General features: G+C 28.7%; 18 protein-coding genes. 12 read left to right on the top strand and 6 right to left on the bottom strand.

Going from position 1 to position 23,461, the window contains the following annotated elements; genetic code table 11:
• Nucleotides 1-147: 147 nt before the first annotated feature.
• Nucleotides 148-2,640: a LuxR C-terminal-related transcriptional regulator gene (locus tag WAO56_RS02995; RefSeq protein WP_422143127.1), complete on the bottom strand. Its 2,493-nt coding sequence runs from the start codon at nucleotides 2,638-2,640 to the stop codon at nucleotides 148-150.
• A 408-nt stretch (nucleotides 2,641-3,048) separates the two neighbouring features.
• On the opposite strand from WAO56_RS02995, the gene WAO56_RS02990 reads away from it, so the two are divergent.
• The 3 genes from WAO56_RS02990 to WAO56_RS02980 all read left to right on the top strand — a co-directional run bounded on the left by WAO56_RS02990 (nucleotide 3,049) and on the right by WAO56_RS02980 (nucleotide 8,969).
• Nucleotides 3,049-5,784: a Spy0128 family protein gene (locus tag WAO56_RS02990; protein ID WP_422146247.1), complete on the top strand. Its 2,736-nt coding sequence runs from the start codon at nucleotides 3,049-3,051 to the stop codon at nucleotides 5,782-5,784.
• A 164-nt stretch (nucleotides 5,785-5,948) separates the two neighbouring features.
• Nucleotides 5,949-7,955, top strand: coding sequence for a Spy0128 family protein (locus WAO56_RS02985; protein ID WP_422143867.1), 2,007 nt, complete (start codon nucleotides 5,949-5,951; stop codon nucleotides 7,953-7,955).
• Between the two features lie 126 nt (nucleotides 7,956-8,081).
• Nucleotides 8,082-8,969, top strand: a complete 888-nt coding sequence (locus WAO56_RS02980) for a selenium metabolism-associated LysR family transcriptional regulator (protein WP_422143866.1) — start codon at nucleotides 8,082-8,084, stop codon at nucleotides 8,967-8,969.
• Between the two features lie 40 nt (nucleotides 8,970-9,009).
• Here WAO56_RS02980 and WAO56_RS02975 read toward each other — a convergent pair whose 3' ends face one another.
• The 4 genes from WAO56_RS02975 to WAO56_RS02960 form a co-directional block, all read right to left on the bottom strand.
• A complete protein-coding gene (locus tag WAO56_RS02975; RefSeq protein ID WP_422143865.1) occupies nucleotides 9,010-9,513 on the bottom strand; it encodes a hypothetical protein in 504 nt (167 codons plus the stop codon).
• A 153-nt stretch (nucleotides 9,514-9,666) separates the two neighbouring features.
• Entirely contained in the window at nucleotides 9,667-11,466 is a 1,800-nt protein-coding gene (locus tag WAO56_RS02970; protein ID WP_422143864.1) for a cell wall-binding repeat-containing protein, read from the bottom strand.
• A 79-nt stretch (nucleotides 11,467-11,545) separates the two neighbouring features.
• On the bottom strand, nucleotides 11,546-12,301 hold the full coding sequence (locus WAO56_RS02965) for an esterase family protein (RefSeq protein ID WP_422143863.1): 756 nt from the start codon (nucleotides 12,299-12,301) through the stop codon (nucleotides 11,546-11,548).
• Nucleotide 12,302: 1 nt separating this feature from the next.
• Complete coding sequence (locus WAO56_RS02960) at nucleotides 12,303-13,466, bottom strand: ATP-grasp domain-containing protein (protein ID WP_422143862.1); 1,164 nt, start codon at nucleotides 13,464-13,466, stop codon at nucleotides 12,303-12,305.
• A gap of 199 nt (nucleotides 13,467-13,665) precedes the next feature.
• Between WAO56_RS02960 and WAO56_RS02955 the strand changes: the two genes are divergently transcribed.
• From WAO56_RS02955 to WAO56_RS02930, 6 genes are all read left to right on the top strand, one after another.
• Nucleotides 13,666-13,983: a PadR family transcriptional regulator gene (locus WAO56_RS02955; protein ID WP_422143861.1), complete on the top strand. Its 318-nt coding sequence runs from the start codon at nucleotides 13,666-13,668 to the stop codon at nucleotides 13,981-13,983.
• Entirely contained in the window at nucleotides 13,980-15,062 is a 1,083-nt protein-coding gene (locus WAO56_RS02950; RefSeq protein WP_422143860.1) for a DUF4097 family beta strand repeat-containing protein, read from the top strand. Before WAO56_RS02955 ends, WAO56_RS02950 begins: the two co-directional genes overlap by 4 nt.
• A 64-nt stretch (nucleotides 15,063-15,126) precedes the next feature.
• Nucleotides 15,127-16,533 carry an aldehyde dehydrogenase family protein gene (locus WAO56_RS02945; RefSeq protein WP_422143859.1) on the top strand — a complete coding sequence of 469 codons (1,407 nt, stop codon included), beginning with the start codon at nucleotides 15,127-15,129 and terminating at the stop codon, nucleotides 16,531-16,533.
• Between the two features lie 60 nt (nucleotides 16,534-16,593).
• Nucleotides 16,594-16,974: a hypothetical protein gene (locus WAO56_RS02940; RefSeq protein ID WP_422143858.1), complete on the top strand. Its 381-nt coding sequence runs from the start codon at nucleotides 16,594-16,596 to the stop codon at nucleotides 16,972-16,974.
• 105 nt (nucleotides 16,975-17,079) lie between these two features.
• A complete protein-coding gene (locus WAO56_RS02935) occupies nucleotides 17,080-17,727 on the top strand; it encodes a TetR/AcrR family transcriptional regulator (RefSeq protein ID WP_422143857.1) in 648 nt (215 codons plus the stop codon).
• 197 nt (nucleotides 17,728-17,924) lie between these two features.
• A complete protein-coding gene (locus WAO56_RS02930) occupies nucleotides 17,925-19,175 on the top strand; it encodes an MFS transporter (protein WP_422143856.1) in 1,251 nt (416 codons plus the stop codon).
• 60 nt (nucleotides 19,176-19,235) lie between these two features.
• Here the strand turns inward: WAO56_RS02930 and WAO56_RS02925 are convergent, their stop codons facing one another.
• A complete protein-coding gene (locus tag WAO56_RS02925) occupies nucleotides 19,236-19,610 on the bottom strand; it encodes a class II SORL domain-containing protein (RefSeq protein WP_422143855.1) in 375 nt (124 codons plus the stop codon).
• A 129-nt stretch (nucleotides 19,611-19,739) separates the two neighbouring features.
• Here WAO56_RS02925 and WAO56_RS02920 point away from each other — a divergent pair, with 129 nt between their 5' ends.
• Genes WAO56_RS02920 through WAO56_RS02910 form a run of 3 tightly spaced genes read left to right on the top strand, consistent with a single transcriptional unit; the run spans nucleotide 19,740 to nucleotide 23,294 of the window.
• Entirely contained in the window at nucleotides 19,740-20,882 is a 1,143-nt protein-coding gene (locus tag WAO56_RS02920; protein ID WP_422143854.1) for a THUMP domain-containing class I SAM-dependent RNA methyltransferase, read from the top strand.
• Nucleotides 20,882-22,036, top strand: a complete 1,155-nt coding sequence (locus WAO56_RS02915; RefSeq protein ID WP_422143853.1) for a SpoIIE family protein phosphatase — start codon at nucleotides 20,882-20,884, stop codon at nucleotides 22,034-22,036. The genes WAO56_RS02920 and WAO56_RS02915 overlap by 1 nt, the downstream gene beginning before the upstream one ends.
• Entirely contained in the window at nucleotides 22,005-23,294 is a 1,290-nt protein-coding gene (locus WAO56_RS02910; RefSeq protein ID WP_422143852.1) for a glucose-6-phosphate isomerase, read from the top strand. The genes WAO56_RS02915 and WAO56_RS02910 overlap by 32 nt, the downstream gene beginning before the upstream one ends.
• Nucleotides 23,295-23,461: the final 167 nt, after the last annotated feature.

The raw sequence follows: 23,461 nt of genomic DNA, 5'->3' as shown, positions 1-23,461 counted from the left end.
AATAGGATTCTTGTAATTAAAAATTTGATGAAACCAAAAAATAATTATCAGGCAGCTATATAGCTGCCTGATATAAAAGTAATTTGTTATTTTATTGTATACCAACACTATTTGACAAAGAGCCTTTTTATTTGTAAACTAAATATATTATTTTAAAAATCCTAGCATTTTACCTTTTTCAATGGCATCCTGTGCATTTTCCACATTTAAATTTTTATATAATAAGCCAATATGATTTTTAACTGTTCCAAAGGCCAGTCCGGTTTTTTCAGCAATTTCAGAATAGGTTAAATCATCATTTAGTAGTTCTAAAATCATTTGTCTTCTTGGTGATAGCTTTTCAATTTTTCCTAAAATCTTACTATCATATTCATCAATAATATTTTGAATTATTGTTTGAATATATTTAGTTAGATTTTTGTTGATTTTATTATGGTTAATTAATCCTTGTAAAATAGGATAGGTATGAATTCCATATTTAATAAATTGCCTTGTAAATTTGTAAGGATACGAAATTCGTATAGCTTTTCGTAAATGGAAAAAGGCATCATCAGTTAAATGTTTTTCAGAATAGGCTATACCTAACAATATATTGCTTTCTATTTGATCAAGAGGTCTATTATAATTATTTGCAAATAGATTAAGTTTTTTTCCAAACTCGATAGCATCATCAAATTTTTTTAAAACAATATAGGCATACATCGTTGTAAAATATAAACCTAATTTACAAAAAGAAAGATTTCTTTTTTTAGGTATGTAATTAATTTCCAACCAATTTTCTACATTTTCAAGATTTCCTTGATTTATTTCTCTGAAAATCACCATAGATTTAAAATTGGAATATAAATTATTTGCAGGCCATTTACTAATATAATTTTCTAAAAATTTATATATTTTTGATATTTGTCTATCTGCCCCAAAAGGTATTAATGTACTAATTAATATCATTGAGGCACAGAAAATTATTTCATAACTGTTTTTTTCTGATAGACTATCGTAAGCATCTAAGGCATATTTGGTTGCTTTTAGGATATCGTTTTTTTCATAATAAATTCCTGCTTTTATGCAAGATTCAATAATAGGTGCATCAGCATCTACTAATATGCCATAGGAATTCATTATAGCATCAATATCTTCATCTTTTAGTTCGTGAAATTCTGAATAATCTCTCATAGAGCGATGGAAATATGGTAAATTATGGGTTATGGAAACAACGGATATTTCATTCTTATCTATTTGAAAATCAAAATTATTGATAATATTAACGATTTTCAAAGAAAAATCTATTAGGGATTCATTATAATATAGGCCGACTAAAAAAATAATAGTTTGAATATATTCAGGTGTTTCCTCTATTATTTTAGGAATAATAGAAATTATGGAATTAATACTTTCAACAAAAAGCTTACTATTTCCACTTAAAAAACCATACCAAGTTTTTTCGAAAAGTAAATAATTATTGCTAATTATATCTTCTTGAGGTAAAGGTAAAATTTCTTTTTCTATAAAATTCATATATTTTTCAATAGGAATATGGTTTTCGTATTTGCTACTTTCTATTAAGGAGTTAATTGCATTATTAAAATCTTTATTTTCTAGGTATAATTTTGCTGTAGAAAAATAATCTTTTTGTTCAAAGAAAATTTCGGCTGAAATTTTCCTAGCATTATATAATGTTTCATTACTAAGAATTTCTCTTGATTTTTTTATTAAGTAATCCAAAAATAGATCATGAATAACATAGGTGTTACTGTCTATTTTTAACAGAAAAACACTTTCTCTATGTATTTTCTCCAATATATTTTTAGAGCCCATGTTTCCAGTTAATCGAGTAGCAAGCTCTGGTGTAATTTCATCAATAAAAATTAAATTTAAAATAAAATCAAGAATTTCAGAGTTTTTATTATTATATATTATTTCATCAATATAATTATCTAGATCACTGTATGTTAAAATAACGTGGTTTATTAATTCATCATCTCCAATTAGTAAAGCTTTAATTGTAAGAATCTGTCCTTTAGTAAGTTCGGAAATTCTGTGTATACTCTCACTATTAAATTTTCTGTTTTCATTAATACATAATTCATTGATTTCATCGTAAGAAAAAACCAATTCTTTTGAAGATATAAGGATAACGTTATTACCTAAATTAGGAATAGAAACTCTACTTATTAGTCCAATAATAAGAGAATCATTATTTAAATTTTTTAGTATTAAGGAAAGGGAATTTAAAACTTCTTCGTCAGCTTTATGTAAGTCATCAATAATAATATAATGATTAACAGAGGTATTAGGGATTAATTTAAGTATTTCCAATACTTCTCCTAGGGAATAATTTCCCTTATATGAAAGTAAATGGTTTTTGAATTTTTTGTTTCGTAATATTTTTGATAGGGCATTTAAAAATACTTTTAAAAAAGAAGAAATATCGTTGTTACTTTTGTTTATCGTTATCCAAGCTTTTCTACCTTTTGTCTCAGATAAAAATTGAATAGCTAGTGTTGTTTTCCCGTATCCTCCAGGTGCAATAATTGCAAAATTATTTTTAAATTTATTGATTTTTTTCAACTCATTTATAGCATTACTTCTTCGTATCCAGTCTTTTTGTGCATTAGGAACTTTATATATATTTCTAGCCATGAAACTCTCCTTAACAAGTTTAATATAAAAAAACAATATAAGTATAATTAAAAACATATATATATGAGTAATATTTTAATTAAAAACAATAATTATTATATATAAATATATTATAACAAGTAAGGCTTGAAATTCCAATGTTTATTAAAAATAATATTATGCCAGGCACAAGTACCATGAATTTGACAAGAATATCTTGAGAATATAACATGAAAGTAAGAAGTAGACAGTAAATAAAAGGGTTTACTTTATGTAAATTTAGCAAATTAATATAGCTATTTAGAAAATTTGAAGGATAGGGAAAGTTTATGTAGATCTTAGGAAAACGATAACACCAGAAAGAATAGTTAGAAATCAAGTACATTTTGAAAGCTAAATATTATTTTACCTGAAGGGAAGGCGAAAGTTATGAGAAAAAAACATAAAAACCTATCATTGTTTCTAGTTATTATAATGATGATAAATATTTTTATCCCTTATAGTAACATAAAAGCTGCTAATGATAATGGAGAAGACGTTACTAATAAAGTAACACTAGAGAAGGCAAGGTTATGGGTAATAAAAGATGGTGAAGAAAAACCCCTAATAGATGAAGATGGAAATAAAATAGAACCACAACCTGAAGTTAAAAATGGCGACCCTATAAAAGTAAGGTTTGAATGGTCAATTTCACAAGAAAACCTAGCAGGTACTAAAGCAGGAGATTATTTTACAGTTGATTTACCAGATCCTAGATTTGCAGATATAAAAGTAGACGAACCTCAGGATTTAGTTTGTTCTGATGGCGTAGTCATAGGAACTTATATTATAGTAAACGGACAAATAATAACTACTTTTAATGAAGAAGTAGAAAAAAAATTAGAATTAAAAAATGGTTATTTTGAAGTAAATGGGAACTTAAGTGGAGAAGGAGAGCTACATTTTAAAACGGAAGCCGGAGAAATTATTATAACAGTAGATCCATATGATAAACCACCGATACCAGATCCGGGAGAACCTGACGGAACAAAGGAAATTGATGAGGAAAAACTTGAATTTACAAAAGATGGAAAACAGTATTCAGGAAAAAATGAATTAAACTGGCATGTAAATATAAATTATGACCAACTTGCCAATATGATTGCAGAGAAGGGTATTACACAAAAATATAAGATGACCTTCGAAGATAAGTTAGTAGAGGGTTTAGAAATAGACGAAAATAATATTAAGATTACAGCACCATTATTTGTTCCAACTCCGGAAAAGACAATGAGTGATACAGCTATTACCTACAGGGAAGTGGATATGGGAGAAATAATAAGACCGAATTCTGGAGAAAGCTATGACGAATTTTATAAGCGAATTAAAGAAACAGATACTCCTGTAATAGGAATATTTGAAAACAATATAGTAATAGGATTTGGCGATTTGCCAGGTAATAATGTTACATATGACTCATTGATGCATGAAGGGGAAAGCTTAGAAAAGATTATTGACCAAGCACCGGATGTAATTAGTCAAGAACAAAAAGAACATATGAAGCGTGTTTATAGTAAGGAAGGAAATACAAAGGGACAGGTTCTTGCTTACGATATTTCCTTTGATACCATTGTAACGGATAAGGCAACAGATAAGGTATATACAAATGAAGCAACAATCCGATGGAATGAAAAAGATGAAGATTCATCAAAATGGGAAATTAAATATGATAGTTCAGATGCCGGAGTAGATGCAGTAGATCCGGGAGAGTTACGTATAAAAAAATTAGACGATAAGGAAAATACAATTCCTGGAGTTGTTTTTAAGCTACAAAAGCAGAATGAAGAAGGAAATTATGTAGACTATTCTCCATTAGATAATGGTGGTTTAGAAAGAACTACAAACGAAGAAGGTATTGTAGAATTTAAAAAATTAGTATCTGGATTTTATAAAATAGTAGAAGTAAAATCACCTCTTGGTTATGGAAAACCAATATATGAGCCTAATGAATTCTTTGAAATAAAAGAAGGAGCTAAGGTAGGGGTTTATATGGAGGTAGTAAATCCTATTATAAAACCAACTCAAATTTCAATCGGAGGAAATAAAGAACTAACAGGAAGACAATTAAAAGACCAAGAGTTTAGCTTCCAACTATTGGATAAAGATAAAAATTTATTACAAACGGTAAAAAACAAAGGAGATGAATTCCTATTTGCCGATGTGGAAATTCCAAGTGCCGGAACATATGAATATACCGTAAAAGAAGAAATAGGTAGTGGTGTAGGTATAACTTATGATGCAAGTATATTTAAGGTAAAAGTAGTAGCAAGCTTAAATGAAAAAACTAATGAATTAGAAACGGATATTACTTATACCGATATGAATGGAAATAAAGTAGAGTCCATAAAGTTTACCAATACCTATACAGAGCCAAAACCAGCTAAAATCGCAATCGGAGGAAGTAAAAAACTAACAGGAAGACAATTAAAAGACCAAGAGTTTAGCTTCCAACTGTTGGATAAAGATGACAAACCACTGCAGACGGTAAAAAATAAAGATGGTAAATTTACATTTGCCGATGTGGAAATTCCAAGTGCTGGAACATATGAATATACCGTAAAAGAAGTAAAAGGTAGTAGTGCAGGTATAACTTATGATGCAAGTATATTTAAGGTAAAAGTAGTAGCAAGCTTAAATGAAAATACAAATGCATTAGAAACAAAGATTACTTATACCGATATGAATGGAAATAAAGTAGAGTCCATAAAGTTTACCAATACCTATACAAAGCCAAAACCAGCAGAAGTTGAAATAGAAGTAGAGAAAGTCTTGGAAGGAAGAAAAATAAAACCTTATGAATTTTTCTTTAATATAAAAGGTAGTAGTAAAAATACAAATTACTTAAATGAATATATTTATAATGGAAAAGATGAGATTGCCAAGTTTGGTAAACTGATTTTTAAAGAAGAGGGCATCTATAATTATAAAATTACAGAATTAAATACTGGAGATCGAAAAATAAATTATGATGATACAGTTTATGAATTGGTGATTAATGTAGAATTAAAAGATAATAATGAATTAGTTGCAAAAGTAGAATTAGATGGGAATGAAACGACTAGCCCTGTAAAAGTAGTATTTACTAATATATACAGAACTAGGACTATAGAAGGTGAAAAGAGATAATAGTTAAATAGATTATTATAAAGGTGAAACAACATTAAGAAATTGTAAACCACAAGAAAGATTATTATTTAGAAATAATTAGAAACTATAAAGTAAAGGTGAAATATAGAAAAATTAAAGGATTAGATATACTTCACCTTTACTTTTAAACAAAGGAGATAATTATGAAAAATAAAAAGAAATTACTAAGTTTAACACTAATATTTACATTAGTATTATCTTCAACAATTCTACCTTATTTGTCTTCGGCAGAAGAACAAGAAACGACACCTATAGAGCCAATAAAAACAGTAACAGCTGAACAATTACCGGAAGAAACAGGAGAAGCTATATTTGAAGATGCAGATAAAGATAGTAGCATATTAGAAAAAGAGACAGAAAATACGGAAAATATTACTGAAGATTCAAAAGTATTAGAAGAAAAAGATGAATTGAATTTAGAAGATAGTAGTGACGAAGGAAAAGAAGAGAAAATAAAGGAAGAAAGAGATACACCGACAGAAACTCTTGAAGAGGAAACACCTGAAAATACTGAAAAACCTAAAGAAAAAACACCTGAAAAAACAGAAGATAAAGAAATAAAAACAACAACCGATAATAAATTAAGCGAGAAAGAGGATTCTTTAGATGAAAATACTTCTGAAGAAAGTAAGGAAGAACCGGATAAGGAAATTTTAAGCAGTGAAGAGAAGACTACAGAAGAATTTAAATGTACAGATACTATAGTAAAAGACGAAGATAAGGGTGTATGGAGAAAAATAAAAAATGGCGATTTTTTTGTAGAAATAAAAGAAGGAATATTAAATGCTACCGGTAATATAGTTGGTTGGATTGAAGGAATAATAACCAATACTATACTCGGTGAACCAGAGGAAACTACAGAAGGACTTGTGCAGGAGAAAGAACTTGTAATTGAAAGTGGAATACATGGAATTTACGAAGAAAAAGATGGTTCAGGTGGATGGAAAATTAACATTAATCCAAATGCAGTGGGAACTACTTATTATAAAATTACAGAAATAAATAGATATCAAGAAAGAGAAATTGTTGATGGAGTAGAAGGAAGACTTATTTATTTAGATGAAAAAGGAGAAGATACCTTTGAACCGACTAGAAAGGTACTAGAAGATCCTGATGATCCGGAATCTCCAACAATAGAAGTAAACAATGAACCAAAACTTAGCAAGGAAGAACTTCCGGGAGTAAAATATGATGAAAGAATTTATTATTTAAAATTTGAAGAAGATGAAGAAACCGGAGAAGTAGTACTTTCAGAGGTAAGAGTTGTTATGCCGAATGAGCTAGATCCATTTAAAGAGTTAAAGACATACACTAAGAGAGAAATAGCTGATATTGCAAATGGTAAAATGCGGGTATATATAAATCCGATGGATAGGCTTGAATCATATTTTGAAAAAGAGGGAATTGAAGGAATAGAGGAAAAAAATTTTAATAACATAAAGAATATATACGATAAAGATAAGCCGTTAATTTTTGAAAATGGTTTTGATTTACCAACTGGAGAGGCTGAAATTGGAGGAAATAAAAATCTGACAGGAAAAGATTTAGAGGAAGGGGAATTTGAATTTGTCCTTAAAGATAGGGATGGAAACATTATAGGAACTGTAACAAATAATAAGGATGGTAGTTTTTCCTTTGATATTCCTGTAGACCATGAAGGAGAATTTGAATTTTTCTTGGAGGAAAAAAATACAGGGAAAGCAAACATTACTTATGATGGAAGAATTTATAAGGCTGTTGTAAGAGTTTGTTTTGATAGATTAACAAATTCTTTAATATCTGAAGTCGTTTATATAGATGAAGATGGAAATGAATTGGATTTAGATAAATTGCCAACTTTTGAAAATGAATATGAAAAACCATCAGAACCTACTAAGCCAACAAAACCAACAGAGCCAACAAAACCAACTAAACCAACAGAGCCATCAGAGCCTACCAAACCTACAAAACCATCAGAACCAACGATTCCATCAGAACCTACTAAGCCAACAAAACCAACAGATTCTTCAGTTCCGACAAAAGAAACAACAGTGAAGAAAAATGGTAAGGATTTACCAAAAACAGGAATGGCAGGAACTATTGGAATATCAATTATAGGTTTAGGTTTAGTTCTTGGAGGAATAAGTCAATTTAAGAAAAAGGATGATTAATATATAGAAATGGCTCAAGCTGATAATTGAGCCATTTTTTTAGTTAAAAAATTTAATATATCTATTACATAAAACGTTTTAATGATATAATATAAATTATAAAACTTAAAGAGAAAAGGAGATATTATGGAATTTCGACAGTTAGAAATTTTTGTTTCGCTTGTTGAAAATGAGAGTTTTTCATTGACTGCAGTGGAAATGAATATTTCGCAGCCGACAGTTAGTTTACAGCTGAAACAATTAGAGGAAGAGTTGGACACTGCACTTTTTATACGTTCAACAAGGGAATTAAAATTAACGGACACCGGACAAAAATTGTACGATGAGGCTAAGGAGTTAATTTCTCGTAGAGATAGAGTTATTGACAGATTTAGTGAAAGAAAACAAAGGAAGATTTCTATTGGTGTATCTACTATTTCAGGTTCTTATATTTTACCTAATATTCTAAAAGAATATTGTAAAAAATATCCTAATATTCTAATAGATGTTAAGGAAACAAATAGTGCAGTTACAATTAAGAAAGTTTCAGATTACCAGGTAGATTTTGGAATTGTAGGTATGAAGAAGGAAAATGAAAATTGTGAATTTTATCCAATTTACGAAGATGAATTTGTATACATATGTCCTAATACAGAATATTATAGAAAATTAAAAGAATCAAATCCTAGTATTTCTGAATTAGCAAAAGAACCTTTAATTATTAGAGAATATGGTTCAGGTATAAAAAATAATATGGATAGGCTTTTAGCTACGGAAAATATCAATGTAGACAAATTAAATATTGTAATTTCAATTAATGATGAGGAAATTATAAAAAAACTTGTATCTTTAGGGTTGGGAACTTCATTTATTTCAAAAGTTGCAGTAGAATCCTTAGAGAAAAAGGGTGATATTATAACTATTCCTTTAACTAATTACCCTGAAAGATTCCGTTCTCTTTATGCTGTATGGAATAAAAAAGTTAATTTAGCAAAGCATGTTAAGGATTTTTTAAATCTTGTTGTGAAAAAATAAAGTTATGAAACACCTTTTATAGTAGCATTTAAAAGGTGTTTTATATATTCATAACTATATGATTAAGTTCTTTATCATCAGTGTTTAGGATAAACAATTCAAAGCCTAAATGTTGTCTATGAAGTATTGTATTGTCAATGTTTTCTCTATTTTTATTTCTATCAATAAAATAATAGTATCCTTTCACGTAAGGCGGTATATTAATATATCCTTTAAATTTACTACTATCTTCTGCATTTGCAGAAGAGGATAGAATATAGTCTTCAAGTAGTACTTTTAAGTTTTTAGTTAAGGGAAGTTTTTTCCAATTACTGTAGGTATGCATTGTTTCAATAAATTCGTCTAAGGTTTCTGAATCAAATTCATATTTTTCGTACTTCATTCCTAGATTTTTTATTTCACCATAAGTGTCAAATTCTAAGGTTTTAAATTTAGAATATGCCTCTAAATTTATTTGTAACTGTTTGTTTTTTTCCTTATTTTTAAATTTTAAATATATAATAAAAAGAACTATAGCAATTAAGATAAATATTAATAATTTCATAAATGACCTCTTTTCTCTATATCTATCTATTATTATATTCTAACATTAAGATAAATCTTTTTTGTTACAAATAGGAAACAATAATTCTACAAAATGTCTAAGATTTTTTATTAAGAAAACAAAAAATAGCCTAAAATAGGCTATTTAAATATTTTATTCTATTGTTACACAGGATACTTTTTCCTGTATACTATCAGATATCCATTTTTCACTGCCAATAGTAACTGCTTCATGTAGGCCAATACTTTGTAAATACTCTTTAGTTTCTTGATCTAAAGTATCGCCTTGAGGCATTAATAGTATTGGAAGTTGAGTTAGTCCTGCATAAGATCCAGCAACTATTCCATCTGCATAGTTTTCTCCACTAGCTAGTATAATTGAATGGGTATTATAATTTATAAATTTTGTAACTTCCAATGATGTTTTATATCTATTAGAACCACTAATTCTGGTAATATTTTTATTGCTAAAATTTTTTTCTAAATCATCTGATATAGAATTTTTTCCACCTACAATATAAATGTCTGAAATATTATTTGAATTAACAAATTCTATTGCTGATTTTTCTATTATATCTGGGCTGCCTAGAATTATTGGTGTATTAAATCTATTTGCAACACTTGTAGAGGATAGGGCATCTGGAAAATCAAAACCATTGGCAAAGGTTACAGCTTTTCTATCTCCAGTTATCTTATAGATTTCTTTTGCAATATTAAGTGATGTGTCCACTCTATCGGAACCAGCAATTCTATGGGTTATTATACCAATATTTTGAACATCTTCTTCAATATTTTTAGATACTGTGTTTTCTGAACCGATTATATATGCTTTTCTTACTCCTAAAGTTTCTAATAAGGAAAGATCCTCTTTACTAATATTGTCCTTTTCTACTAATATTAATGGTGAATCTGCAGCAGTAGCAAGTGGTGATGCACTTAGGGCATCTGGGAAGGAATATCCATTGACTATTACAGCAGAGTCAGCTTGTAGAAATTTACTAGCTACTAGTCTTGAGGTTTCAAACCTGTCCTTGCCTCTAAGCCTAAAAGTATCACACCAACTTATAAATAAATTAGTGTCTCGTTTTACTGGTTGTGAAAAATCCATAGGGATACTATGACTTCTATTATCATAAAACCAACCACCAAATTTTTTGTTATAAACTCCTGATGATGGGCCAGAAGTAATTTCTATTTTTTTATAAATTGGTTCTTCTGGTGGACTAGCTAAATCTCCATATTCTAAAGTTTGAGAAGGAACATCAATACCTTTAATCCTAGTATTATAGGTAATAGTAACTGTACTTCCAGGAGATTTTTCATTATTTAATTCTAGTTTACCTATGGTTTTTAAGATATATTTACTAATATTGCCATATCTGTCTTTTACTCTAAATAAATAAACTCTTTCACTAGTTTCATCTGTAATTATGTCAAAATAATTAATTTTTTCTAGGGTTTTACCATCATTTTTAAAGGAATTCTTGTCTATTCTATCGTATAATCCAGTAGCAGTTCTATTTCCTATTAAATCATAATAGAAATCTAAATTTGCTTCCATTTCCTTTATTTTCAAGTAATTGAAATTAATTAAAGGGCCACCTGTATTACCATATATTTTAAAATATGCACAGTCAACAAAGTTTCCATCTTTATAAAATCTATTAATAAAGGCCTGACCTAATTCTGTTGTAAAAACCCTTCCTTTTCTTTCTTGGCTTCTATACCCACTTTTTATTAAAGACTCTTGCTGTGAGGAATTAAGCTTTAATCTACCCCTATAATTTGTTTGTTCTACTGTAGTACTTTCGGTGTATCTACCATAAACATCATCATCTATTTTTGTATATACAATATCTGTTAGACTACTAGCATTTGAAACGCTGCTACTAGCTATGAAAATTAAATTTAAAAATACAATAGAAAATGATAAAAAATATTTTTTTATTCTCACTTTCAACCTCCTTATAAACAACATATTTATTATATAATATAAATTATTAATATCAAAATAAAATTTAAAAAAGCAAGGATTAATATAAATATCCTTGCTCTAATAATTTACCTAAATAATAAGACATTTGAATTCTCCACCAAGGCCAGTCATGATCTACGTCATAGCCCCAATAGTCAATCCAGACAGGTATTTGTTTAAAGTCAAAAGCTTCTTCCATTTTTTTCGTATCTTTAATACTTTGTTCTTCCCAGCGACCTTGACCTGTTACCATAATTATATTGCTATTTCTATATTTATCAATAAACCAAGGGTCATTTTGATTCCAAATATAATCAACTGGAGAATTTTCATATACATTAAAATCATTATAATCAGAATTTATTATATATCTTATATCATAAACTCCACTTAAGGCTATTGTAGAATCAAATACATCAGGATGTCTTAAAAGGAAGTTTACAGCATGATAAGCACCCATACTACAACCAGTAGTCATATAAGGACCAGGATTATTGGTATAACTTTTTATAAATCCTACTAGTTCGTGAATTATATATCTGTCGTAAGCATTGTGCATTTCCGCCTTGTCATATGGACTTTTCCAATCACATAGAAAAGCTTCTTTATCTACTGAATCGGCAGTAAATACCTGTACATGACCATTATCGATAAACCATGCAATAGACTCTATCATCTTAAAGTCTTCATATTCGTAAAATCGTCCTCCTGATGAAGGAAATACTATTATTACCTTTCCTCCATGGCCATATCTTTTAAATGGCATATCTCTATTTAAATGATGAGAATAAAAACTATGATACTCTATATTCATTTTAACTCCTTTCAATTGATATTGCTTCTATTATTTCGGATAATTTTTCTTTTTCAGCTGTTCTAATAATAAAGCCATAATTACCCATAATTGTAGAAAATATTCCAGGTATAGATTGAATATCTACAATATAATCATAATATTTTTCTATAATATCATCAACGGAATTAACATAGTTTCTGTCTTTTCTACTTATATAAGAACAATAATATGGTCTTGTAACCTTTGCTTCAAAAGTGTTATGAGTAACTATATTAGCATATTCTTTGTAAACATCAATATCATTTGCATAATTAAACATATCTGTTGTACTTCCACCAGGTGGACGACAGTTTATTTCTAAAGCAATTAATTTTCCTGTATTTTTTTCTCTAAAGAATTCTAAATGGAAAAATCTTTCTACTACATTAAAAGCTTTTACACAAAGCTCGCCATATTCAATTAAGTCCTCAGGTAACTCCCTAGGAATATAATAATACATATCGGTATCGAATTCGGCAATTTCAAGAACTGCTTTATCATATAGTAAAGTGGAGTTAAATACTGTATTACCATTTTGATCTGTTAGTCCATCGTAGGTAACAATATCACCATCAATAAATTCTTCCATTATATAATCTACATCTTGTTTAATTGAATAAAATTCCTTTAAGTCATTTTCATTATGGATTTTATGGGTGTCATTTGCTCCAACTCCTGAATCTGGCTTAATACATACAGGGTATCCTAATTCCATTGCCAGCTTAACAGCGTCTTCATAGTCTGTGAAAACTCTACCTTTAGCAACTGGAATATTACATTCTTGAAAAACTTTTTTCATTTCAGATTTTCTTTTGATTTTGTCTATATCCTCATTATGAAAACCAAAAACATTAAAATCTGTTCTAAGTTTAGCATCTAGTTCCAACCAATGTTCATTGTGGGATTCTATTCTGTCAATTTTACCATATTTATGGGTAAAATATCCGCATGCACGTAAAACTTCGTTATAATTTTCTAAATCATTTACTCTATAATATTCAGTAAGATTAGCCTTTAAATTATCTGAAAGATTATTGTATTGTTCGTCTGCAATTCCCAATACATTTACTCCATTTTCACGTAGACGAATTATAAAATTTTCAAAATTAGTTGGGAAATGTGGGGAAATAAAAATAAAATTCATAATAAACCTCCTTAGTAAGTTAATGTTTTAAAGCGTAAATGAATATTATTACTATTATACTATATAAATAATTTTTTACCTAATCTTATTTGTAATATTTATTAAAATTAATCTATTAAAATTACAAGAATCTATATATTAACAGGTATCTTGCAATAAACGGTACCTTGTTTTATAATAATATTAAGGAGTTGGTAAAATGAATACTCAACTAAAGAAAGGTGTACTTGAATTATGTGTACTGGCAATTATAAATAGAAAAGATTCCTACGGATATGAAATAGTTGATTCTTTAGCAGAATTTATAAAAATGTCAGAAGGAACTATTTATCCTATGCTTAGAAGACTGGCAAAAGATGGTTATGTGGCAACTTATTATAAAGAATCTCAAACAGGACCTCAAAGGAAATATTATAAAATTACAGACACAGGTAAAGAATATTTAAGAAAATCTTACGAGGATTGGAATGAACTTGTAAGTGGAGTGAAGATGATTTTACAGGAGGAAAAACAATGAATGAAAAAGAGTTTATGGAACTTCTAGACTATTATTTTAGAAACGTAGATGCAGCTGTATATAGAGAAATTAAGCTAGATTATGAGGAGCATTTTAGGTCTGGAAAGGAAGAAGGAAAGAGTGAAGAGGAAATTTCTCGTTCTTTAGGAAGTCCAAGGGAAATATACGAAGGATTTAAAGAGGAAGGACTTTTTAATGAAAATAAAAAAGGAAATATTTTTGATAATTTCAATGGGGAATTTTTTGCCGATATAGCAGATAAGGTAGGAAACTTATTTTCAAAAAAGGAAAGTACAGTTTATGATTCTACAGATTTAATTATGGATAATGAAAAAATAGAAACTCCAATTCACAGGATAGAAGTGAAAGTTGCCAATACAGATGTTTTTATTGAAAACCATAATGAAGATTATATTGAAGTAAGCCATACAGCAATTGACGAAGAATATGACTTTACTGTATTGAAAGAAGGAACAACATTAAAGGTTGGAACATATAATGCTAGTAAATTTGATATTAACAAATATTTTTCTTTTGGTGTTAAAAGTCCTATTAAAGAAATATATATAAGATTACCAATAGGAAACGAGGCGAATATAAGTGTAAGTTCTGAAAGTGGAGATGGAAAAATATATGTAAAGAAAAACAATGTTAGTTTTTTCTCTGCTAGTGGTGACCTTGATTTAGAAAGTTCAGGAAGTACTTTTAAAGGAAATTCTGCTTCAGGAGACATTATGGTTAAGGGAGTTAAAAACAGTATTAATATAAATACCATGTCAGGGGATATTTTAATAGATGCAGATGGACCGGAAATAAATATAGATACAGTATCGGGAGATTTTAAATTCGATTTAAGAAATTCAAATAATTTTTCTGCTAATACAGTTTCTGGTGATATTAAGGGAAGAATAGAAAATATGAATTATGCTGTAGATATTTCAACAGTTTCTGGTGATATTTCAATTAGAGATGAAAAGGGAATAAAGAATAATATAGGTAAAAGTTATAGGAATATTATAGGAAAATCCAGTAGTAAAATGACTGTAAAAACCGTATCAGGAGATATAAAAATACAATAAAATTTAAATTAAGTTAATACCCTCTTATAAAAGGATATAAATATATTATAAGGGGGTATTTTTAATGGATTATAGTAAGTTGTATATTAATGGTGAATTTGTAAAATCTAGTTCAAATGAATTTATTGAAGTTGAGAATCCTTCAAATAAAAAAATTATTGGCAAAGTTCCAAGGGGAAATTCAGAAGATGTAAATAATGCTGTTAATGCAGCTTTTAATGCATTTAAAACTTGGAAAAATACAAATATAGAGGAAAGAATAGAAGTAGTAGAAAAATTTAAGGAGTACATAGAAAATAATTTAGAAGAAATTGCAAATACAATTATTGAAGAACAAGGTTCACCGGTTAAATTTGCAAGGAATAACCAAGTCCGTAATAATATAAACAGAATTAATGCATATATTAATATTGTAAGAGATTTTAAATTTGAAGAGGAATTAGGTGTAGGAAAAATTAGGTATGAACCTGTGGGAGTTGTAGCCTGTTTAACTCCTTGGAATTTTCCTATGGGACAAATTATACAAAAGATAATTCCAGCTATATTAGCTGGCTGCACACTTGTATTAAAACCTAGTCAAATTGCCCCTTTAACATCTTATTATATTATAGATGGTTTCCACAAAGCAGGACTTCCTAAAGGTGTTTTAAATTTAGTAACAGGAAAAGGAAGAGAAGTGGGAAATATTTTAGCAGAACATAAACTTGTTAGTAAGGTTTCCTTTACCGGTTCAACAGAAGGAGGAAAGGAAGTTGCTAAGACTGCTATAAATACAGTTAAGAAAATAACCCTTGAATTAGGTGGGAAATCACCAGCTATATTCTTAGATAATAGTAATATAGAAATAGGAGTTAAGAGAATTTTCACATCTTTATTTGGAAACTGTGGCCAAACCTGTGTAGCACTTTCTAGGGTAATTGTTATTAAAGATATTAAGGATGAAGTAATAGCTGAAATAAAGAAACAGTATTCAAAAATAGTAGTGGGAAATCCTAAAGATATTAAGACTAATGTAGGACCATTAGTAAGTGAAAAGCAGTTTAAGAAAGTAAAAAAATATATAGAATTAGGACTAGAAGAAGGGGCAAATATAATTTTAGGGGAAATTCCTACAGAAGCTAAAGGTGGATATTTTATAAAACCTGTTGTCTTTGATAATGTAAATAATAATATGACTATTGCTAGAGAGGAAATATTTGGTCCGGTTCTTTCAATAATAGAAGTTGAAAATATAGAAGAAGCCATAGAAACAGCTAACGACACTATTTATGGACTATCAGCTGCTGTATATGGTGAAGATGAAATAGCACAAAGAGTTGCAAGAGAAATTAATTCTGGAGAGGTTTATATTAATAAGGATTCCTCCGATGCCTATTTGCCTTTTGGTGGATACAAGCAGTCAGGACTGGGAAGAGAAGCTGGAATATTTGGCTTTAGAGAGTTTTTAGAAGTAAAATCATTAATTGGCTAGTTGTAATAATTATTTAGGGTTATAATATAGTAAATAAAAATTTTAGTTAGGATGGTTAATTTGAACAAAAAAACAAATATTGATAAAATTCTTTTTATTTACTTTATAGCCTTGACTATTATTATAATAATTTCTGGTAAGTTATTAGGACAGGGATATGAAAAAGCATTTACTACTATTTTTTTCTATATTTTATTACCAATGAGTGCATTTCTTACTAATTTAATATCTAGTTTATTTGGTAAGATGATGAAATATCTATTTCTAATAATATATCCTCTTGCCGGAGTATTATTACCAATGGTGGTTTTTAAAGGAGTAGGCTATGATTCCCTTTCCCTATATTATGGATTAATACCAGGTATAGCAGGGTTTATTATAGGAACATATTTAAAAATGAGAAGGAATATAAAAATAAATAGGGAAAACAAAAATAAATAAGGAAATCCACATGTATATATGAATTTATATAGATGTGGATTTTTTATTGACAATTGCAAAATATGTAGTAAGATTAAGATACTAAAGGTATGTAAGAGGTGTGTTATGTCATCTATAAGAGATCCGGAGAAGACTAAACAAAAAATACTAAGGGTTTCAAGAAAACTTTTTATGGAAAATGGTTATGATAATACTTCTATTCAAGATATTATTGATGGTTTAGGTGGAATGACTAAAGGTGCTATTTATCATCATTTTAAATCTAAACAGGATATTTTAGAAACTTTAATTAATTTTGAAGTAGATACTGAATATAAAAAGATGAAAAATTTTGAAAAGGGTAAAACCGGATTGGAAAAAATAAAGATAATAATGATTAATTCTTTAAATGCACACAATATTCAGTCTATAATTTATTCAGCTCAAATAGTGTTGAAAAGTCCACGAATGATAGGTGAGCAATACCTAGATATATTAAATATGACACCTGAAATAGAGGAATATATAGAAGAGGGAATAGAAGATGGGTCTATTACTACAAAATACCCTAAAGAAGTTGCAGAACTATTATTAATGTATTTTAATCTAAGAATTGGAATTCATTTAATGGAGTTTTCTAAAAAAGAATTAATAAGAAAACTTAATTTTATTAAAGATATTTTTGAAAGTTTAGGAGTACCATTTATTGATGATGAAGTTATAGAATATGCAGAAGGACTATATGATTTTTTAAAAAAGAAAGACAATAGCTAAGGCTATTTTTCTTTTTAGCAGCAACATACCAATAGTATTTAAATTTGATTATATGAACAGGAGTGATGATTTTTGCAGCCTAGAAGTAATTTTTTTTCAAAACTAACATACCGTTAGTATTTTAATCTTAATAAGTATAGAAAATTTATTAAGTGTAAATTTACTTAAAATAAATTAAAAAACAAGAAGGAGTTTTTATGAAATTAATAAACAAGAATTTTTTATTACTAGTAGGAAGTCAGTTGTTTTCGGTTTTTGGAACAACTATTTCACAATTTGCAATATCCCTTTATGTTCTTGACAAGACCGGCTCTATGGGAATATTTAGCCTAGTCCTGTCCTTGTCAATGATATCAAGAATTATATTTCTACCTTTTGGGGGAATTGTTGCCGATAGATTACCAAAGAAAAAATTAATGCTAACTATGGATTTTATTTATTTAATTATGGTATTGGCTATGGCTATTGGAGTTATAAAAGGAAATACTATATTAATTATGGGAATAATATCCATAGTAATTGGTGTAGTTTCATCTTTTGAAACACCTGTAGTTCAATCGGCGATTCCCTTAGTATGTACAAAGGAACAAATACCTAAAGCCAATGGAATAATAAATTCGGTAGCCATGTTGTCAAATATTTTAGCTCCTGTCCTAGCAGGGATTATTTATAATTTTAATAAGGCCTATAATATATTTATTGTCAGTGGTGTATTCTTTTTAATAGCTATAATTTGTGAAATCTTTTTAACTATTAAACAAGAAGAAAGTAAAAAAAATACTGGCTCCCCTGTAGATATAGTTGTTGAAGACACAAAGGAAACTGTCCTATATTTAAAGGATAATTTACTTATAGTAAAAATTTGCCTTGTAACATTTTTACTAAATATGGTTATATCATCATTTATAACTGTAGTTTTACCCTATACTGTAAGAGTAAACTGGCTAATAGGAGATGAATTATATGGAGTAATGAATACTCTATTTGCCATTGGAGGACTAGGTGGAAGTATAATAGTATCTACCTTGTTATCAAAAATAAATGGAAGTAATATTATAAAGATGTTACTAATAAATAGCTTTGTATTTTTATTATTGGTAATACCCTATTCAGGAATTTATAGCAATCTAACTTCTTTTTGGCTTATGACAATATTAATAACTTTTTTAGAAGGGATATTTACTATGGTTTCTGTTCAATTAATTTCTTTTGTACAATTAATTACAGACAAGGATATAATGGGACGTATTATGTCTTTTATACTTATGATTTCAATGTTGGCAATGCCACTAGGACAAATAGTATATGGTATGTTAGGAAAATTTATAATAGGAAAATGGGCTATTTTAATAATTATGATAATTTCTTTTATATCGATATTAATAGCCATCTATTCTAGAAATATTTTTAAAGAAGTAAAAGTTGTTACTGAAAAAAGTAAAATATAAGTTTATGTAAAAAGAGCATCTATTATGTTAAAAAACTTTATAGATGCTCTTACTGATTATTTAAGCTTCAACCTTAATATCTACTTCACTAGTCCATAAACCGTGAATATTGCAATAGCTTGTAGAAATTAATTTTCCACCTTTTGTTAATTTTAATTTTGTAGAAACTTTAGGTGAAGTTAATGCTTCTCCTTCTCCATGAGCTGAGAAGTTATAGTCACCAATTTCTATTGGTAGTTTTGCTCCTTCTGGTAAATAATATAATTTAATCCAAACAATATGATGTTCAAAAGCATTTGGATGTTCTATTTCTTTTCCTACTTGAACTAATACCTCAAATTCTTCTCCTGCCTTTACAGATGCTGGTGCATCTATAGCTGGAACGTGTTTTTCGCCTTTCCAATCTGCTGATTGATATAATTCGCCTATACTCATTAATTAAATCCCCCTTAAAAATTTTTTAACTTACAGTAATATATATACCTAAATTTTATATAAAATAACATTTAAAGTTATAATTTTCTAATATTTTGTTATAATTGTTATAAGATAAGGATGTGAAGCATGAATTTTAAAATCATAGCTACTACAACTTTTGGACTAGAGGCTGTAGTAAAGAGAGAATTACAAGATTTAGGATATGAAAATATTAAAGTAACAGATGGAAAAGTAGAAATAGAAGGTAATGAAGAGGATATTGCTAATTTAAATATAAATCTACGATGTGCTGAGAGAGTTTTAATAAAATTTGGAGAGTTTAAAGCCTTAACCTTTGATGAATTATTTGAAAAGACAAAGGCCCTTCCATGGGAAAATATCATTCCGGAAGATGGAGAATTTCCTGTTGATGGTAAAAGTCTAAAGTCAAAGCTATTTAGTATTTCCGACAGTCAGGCAATAGTAAAAAAAGCCATAGTAGAAAGGTTGAAATCCATATATAATATAAACTGGTTTGAAGAAAATGGACCTAAATATAAAGTAGAAGTTAGTTTATTAAAGGATATTGCAACTTTAACTATAGACACTTCAGGAGATGGTCTTCACAAAAGAGGTTATAGGGATAGGGCAGGAGATGCTCCCCTAAAGGAAACTTTAGCTGCAGCAATGATAAAACTATCCTACTGGAATCCAAGTAGAACTCTATATGACCCTTTTTGTGGTTCTGGAACTATATTAATAGAGGCTGCAATGATTGGTAAAAATATTGCTCCGGGAATAGATAGGGAGTTTATTTCTCAAGAGTGGCCTATTATAGGGAAGGATATTTACAAGAAATATAGGAAAATAGCCCTTGGGAAAATAGACCATAATGTTAAACTACATTTACTTGGTTCAGATACAGATAAAAGATCAATTTTAAGGGCAAGGGATAATGCTGAAAATATTGGTGTAAATGAAGATATACAATTTTTCATGAAGGATATGCGGGATGTAGATTTAATTGATAATTATGGTGTAGTAATTACAAATCCACCATATGGAGAAAGGATGGGAGAACAAAAAGAAATAGAAAGGCTATACAAGGACTTAGGAAAAAAATTCAAGGATTTCCCTACTTGGTCTGTTTATTTAATTACCAATAATGAAAAATTTGAAAAATTATATGGAAAAAAGGCAGACAGGAAAAGAAAACTATATAATGGAAGAATAAAGGTGGATTATTATCAGTTTTATGGACCTCGACCACCTAGACAAGAGGAAAAATAATGTTTAGGAAAAAAAATAATGTAAAAAACATTACTTCGGTTTTGAAAGCAAATAATAAAAGAATAGGTGACTATTTACCTGATTGGATAAGAATTATAGACCCTAATGGAATAATATTATATGAAAATGAAGTAATGATTGAGTCAAATGGAAACAATATGGGGGAAGATTGTTACAATATAGATAATATTGAAAAAGGAATCCCCTTAGGCACCAAGGCTTCAGAGTTTCAAAGTAAAGATTGTGTAAGTAAAAATATGGAATTTGATGGAGACATGTATTTAGTTAGAAGCTCTCCTATGTATAATGGCAATGGAGAACTTTTTGCTATTGTTGAAAGCTTTAGGAATATTACGATTGAAGTAATTTCCATTAGACGATATGAGGAAGTTGCAAAAAAAACTAGAAAAGAATTAAATGATGCAAAAAATGTTCAAATGGCTCTCCTTCCTGAAAAAGGAGAGCATAATGGCATATGCGTAGACTATAGGTACATTCCTTCTCAATTTCTGTCTGGAGATATGTTTGATATAATTTCTTTAGATGATGATACTATTTGCCTTTATATTGCAGATGTTGTAGGACATGGAGTATCGGCTTCCTTAATAACTATGTTCATAAGGCAGACGGTAAGGTCATTAGTTAAAAATCAAAACATAGTTAAACCTAATTTACTTTTAGGGGAATTAACTAAAAAATTTGCTGAATTAAATTTAGAAGACAACAAATACTTTACAATTTTTTATGGTGTTTATACTATAAGTAAAAATGAATTTATTTATGTAAATGCTGGCCATAATGCTATTCCTATAAAAATGAAGAAGGATAAGTCCATAGAATTAATTGAAGGGACAGGCTTACCAATTTCCTTTATTTTTGCTGAAGGAAAATATGTAGAAAGTAAAATAAGATTAAACAAAGGTGATAAGATATTATTTTATACCGATGGAATAACTGAAACAAAGGACTATTTTAATGAACTGTATGGAATAGATAGATTAATACAGGTTATGAAAAAAAATAGAGGAAGTATGTTAGATAATATTGTGAACTCCGTTTCTGCTTATAGATGGGGAGCACAAGAGGATGATATAGCAATTATGCTAATAGAAAGGATGGATGATGAAGATGACTGTAAAATTAGACTTAGCTAATTCTGGAATTGAAAAGAAAATTGAGAGTATTAAAGAAAAATCTTTCGGAGCATTAGACAAGTTACTTAGCAAAACCGGAGAAGGAAATGATTTTTTAGGTTGGATAGATTTGCCAGAAAATTATGATAGGGAAGAATATGACAGAATAAAAAAATCTGCAGAAAAAATTAAGAAGGATTCAGAGGTTTTAGTAGTAATAGGAATTGGTGGAAGTTACTTAGGAACTAAAGCAGTAGAAAATGCTATAAAACCTTATTTTGGTAAATTAGATGGAGTTGAATTAATTTATGCAGGTCATCATTTAAGCTCAACTTATATGGTAGAGTTGCTAGATTATTTAAAGGACAGGGATTATAGTGTTAATGTAATTTCAAAATCTGGAACTACTACTGAGCCGGCAGTAGCTTTTAGATTTTTAAAAGAGGCTATAGAGAAAAAATATGGTAAAGAGGAATCTGTTGAAAGAATTTATGTAACAACAGATAAGGAAAAAGGTGCTTTGAAGGGTTTAGCAAATGAAGTAGGCTATGAAACCTTTGTTGTTCCTGATGATGTTGGTGGAAGATTTTCAGTGCTTACTGCAGTAGGACTTTTACCATTAGCTGCAGCAGGAGTTAATATTGACGCTTTAATGGAAGGTGCAAGACTAGGTAGAGAAAAATATACTACAAAGAATTTTGAAGAAAATATTGCCTTACAATATGCTCTTGCAAGAGAAGTACTATATGATGAAAATAAAGCCATTGAAATTTTAGTATCATATGAAGAAAAAATGAGATACTTAGCAGAATGGTGGAAACAACTTTTTGGAGAGTCTGAAGGTAAAGATGGAAAGGGAGTTTTCCCAGCATCAACTATTTTCACTACAGATTTACATTCAATGGGTCAAATGATACAAGATGGAGTTAGAAATATTTTTGAAACAGTAATTTCTATAGAAAATCCTGAAAAGAATTTGAACATTAATGAAGAAGAGGCAAATTTAGATGGTTTAAACTATATAGCAGGAAAAAGTGTAGACTATGTAAATAAAAAAGCTATGGAAGGAACAGTAGTTGCTCACGTAAAAGGTGGAGTACCTAATATAAAAATTGAAATAGAAAAATTAGATGAGAAAAACCTAGGTGAATTATTGTATTTCTTTGAAATTACAGTAGCTGTTTCAGGTTATTTATTAGGGGTTAATCCATTTAACCAACCAGGTGTAGAAGAATATAAAACTCAAATGTTTAAATTACTTGGAAAACCAGGTTATTAATAAAAAATAAAATCCAACCTTTAATTAGGTTGGATTTTTGCGGCTCTTTGTCAAATAGTGTTGATGAAGAAAATAATAATATTTGCGGTTCAAGCTAAGAAGCTTGAGCCGCTATTTCATTTTCAAAACCTTTAAACTTAAACTTATGAAAACATAACATAATCCTT

Origin of the sequence: Miniphocaeibacter sp. (assembly GCF_049276255.1) — a bacterium.
In the GTDB taxonomy this organism is placed as follows: domain Bacteria; phylum Bacillota; class Clostridia; order Tissierellales; family Peptoniphilaceae; genus Miniphocaeibacter.
The sequence above is the reverse complement of the archived record's forward strand: the minus strand, read 5'-3'. Positions and strand labels throughout refer to the sequence as shown.

What these genes read in the sequence shown, in the direction of transcription:
- WAO56_RS02950 (WP_422143860.1), top strand. Translation starts at nt 13,980, where the DNA reads ATGAATGAAAAAGAGTTTATGGAACTTCTAGACTATTATTTTAGAAAC.
- WAO56_RS02920 (WP_422143854.1), top strand. Translation starts at nt 19,740, where the DNA reads ATGAATTTTAAAATCATAGCTACTACAACTTTTGGACTAGAGGCTGTA.
- WAO56_RS02985 (WP_422143867.1), top strand. Translation starts at nt 5,949, where the DNA reads ATGAAAAATAAAAAGAAATTACTAAGTTTAACACTAATATTTACATTA.
- WAO56_RS02935 (WP_422143857.1), top strand. Translation starts at nt 17,080, where the DNA reads ATGTCATCTATAAGAGATCCGGAGAAGACTAAACAAAAAATACTAAGG.
- WAO56_RS02995 (WP_422143127.1), bottom strand. Translation starts at nt 2,640, where the DNA reads ATGGCTAGAAATATATATAAAGTTCCTAATGCACAAAAAGACTGGATA.
- WAO56_RS02960 (WP_422143862.1), bottom strand. Translation starts at nt 13,466, where the DNA reads ATGAATTTTATTTTTATTTCCCCACATTTCCCAACTAATTTTGAAAAT.
- WAO56_RS02965 (WP_422143863.1), bottom strand. Translation starts at nt 12,301, where the DNA reads ATGAATATAGAGTATCATAGTTTTTATTCTCATCATTTAAATAGAGAT.
- WAO56_RS02980 (WP_422143866.1), top strand. Translation starts at nt 8,082, where the DNA reads ATGGAATTTCGACAGTTAGAAATTTTTGTTTCGCTTGTTGAAAATGAG.
- WAO56_RS02915 (WP_422143853.1), top strand. Translation starts at nt 20,882, where the DNA reads ATGTTTAGGAAAAAAAATAATGTAAAAAACATTACTTCGGTTTTGAAA.
- WAO56_RS02945 (WP_422143859.1), top strand. Translation starts at nt 15,127, where the DNA reads ATGGATTATAGTAAGTTGTATATTAATGGTGAATTTGTAAAATCTAGT.
- WAO56_RS02910 (WP_422143852.1), top strand. Translation starts at nt 22,005, where the DNA reads ATGAAGATGACTGTAAAATTAGACTTAGCTAATTCTGGAATTGAAAAG.
- WAO56_RS02955 (WP_422143861.1), top strand. Translation starts at nt 13,666, where the DNA reads ATGAATACTCAACTAAAGAAAGGTGTACTTGAATTATGTGTACTGGCA.
- WAO56_RS02930 (WP_422143856.1), top strand. Translation starts at nt 17,925, where the DNA reads ATGAAATTAATAAACAAGAATTTTTTATTACTAGTAGGAAGTCAGTTG.
- WAO56_RS02975 (WP_422143865.1), bottom strand. Translation starts at nt 9,513, where the DNA reads ATGAAATTATTAATATTTATCTTAATTGCTATAGTTCTTTTTATTATA.
- WAO56_RS02925 (WP_422143855.1), bottom strand. Translation starts at nt 19,610, where the DNA reads ATGAGTATAGGCGAATTATATCAATCAGCAGATTGGAAAGGCGAAAAA.
- WAO56_RS02990 (WP_422146247.1), top strand. Translation starts at nt 3,049, where the DNA reads ATGAGAAAAAAACATAAAAACCTATCATTGTTTCTAGTTATTATAATG.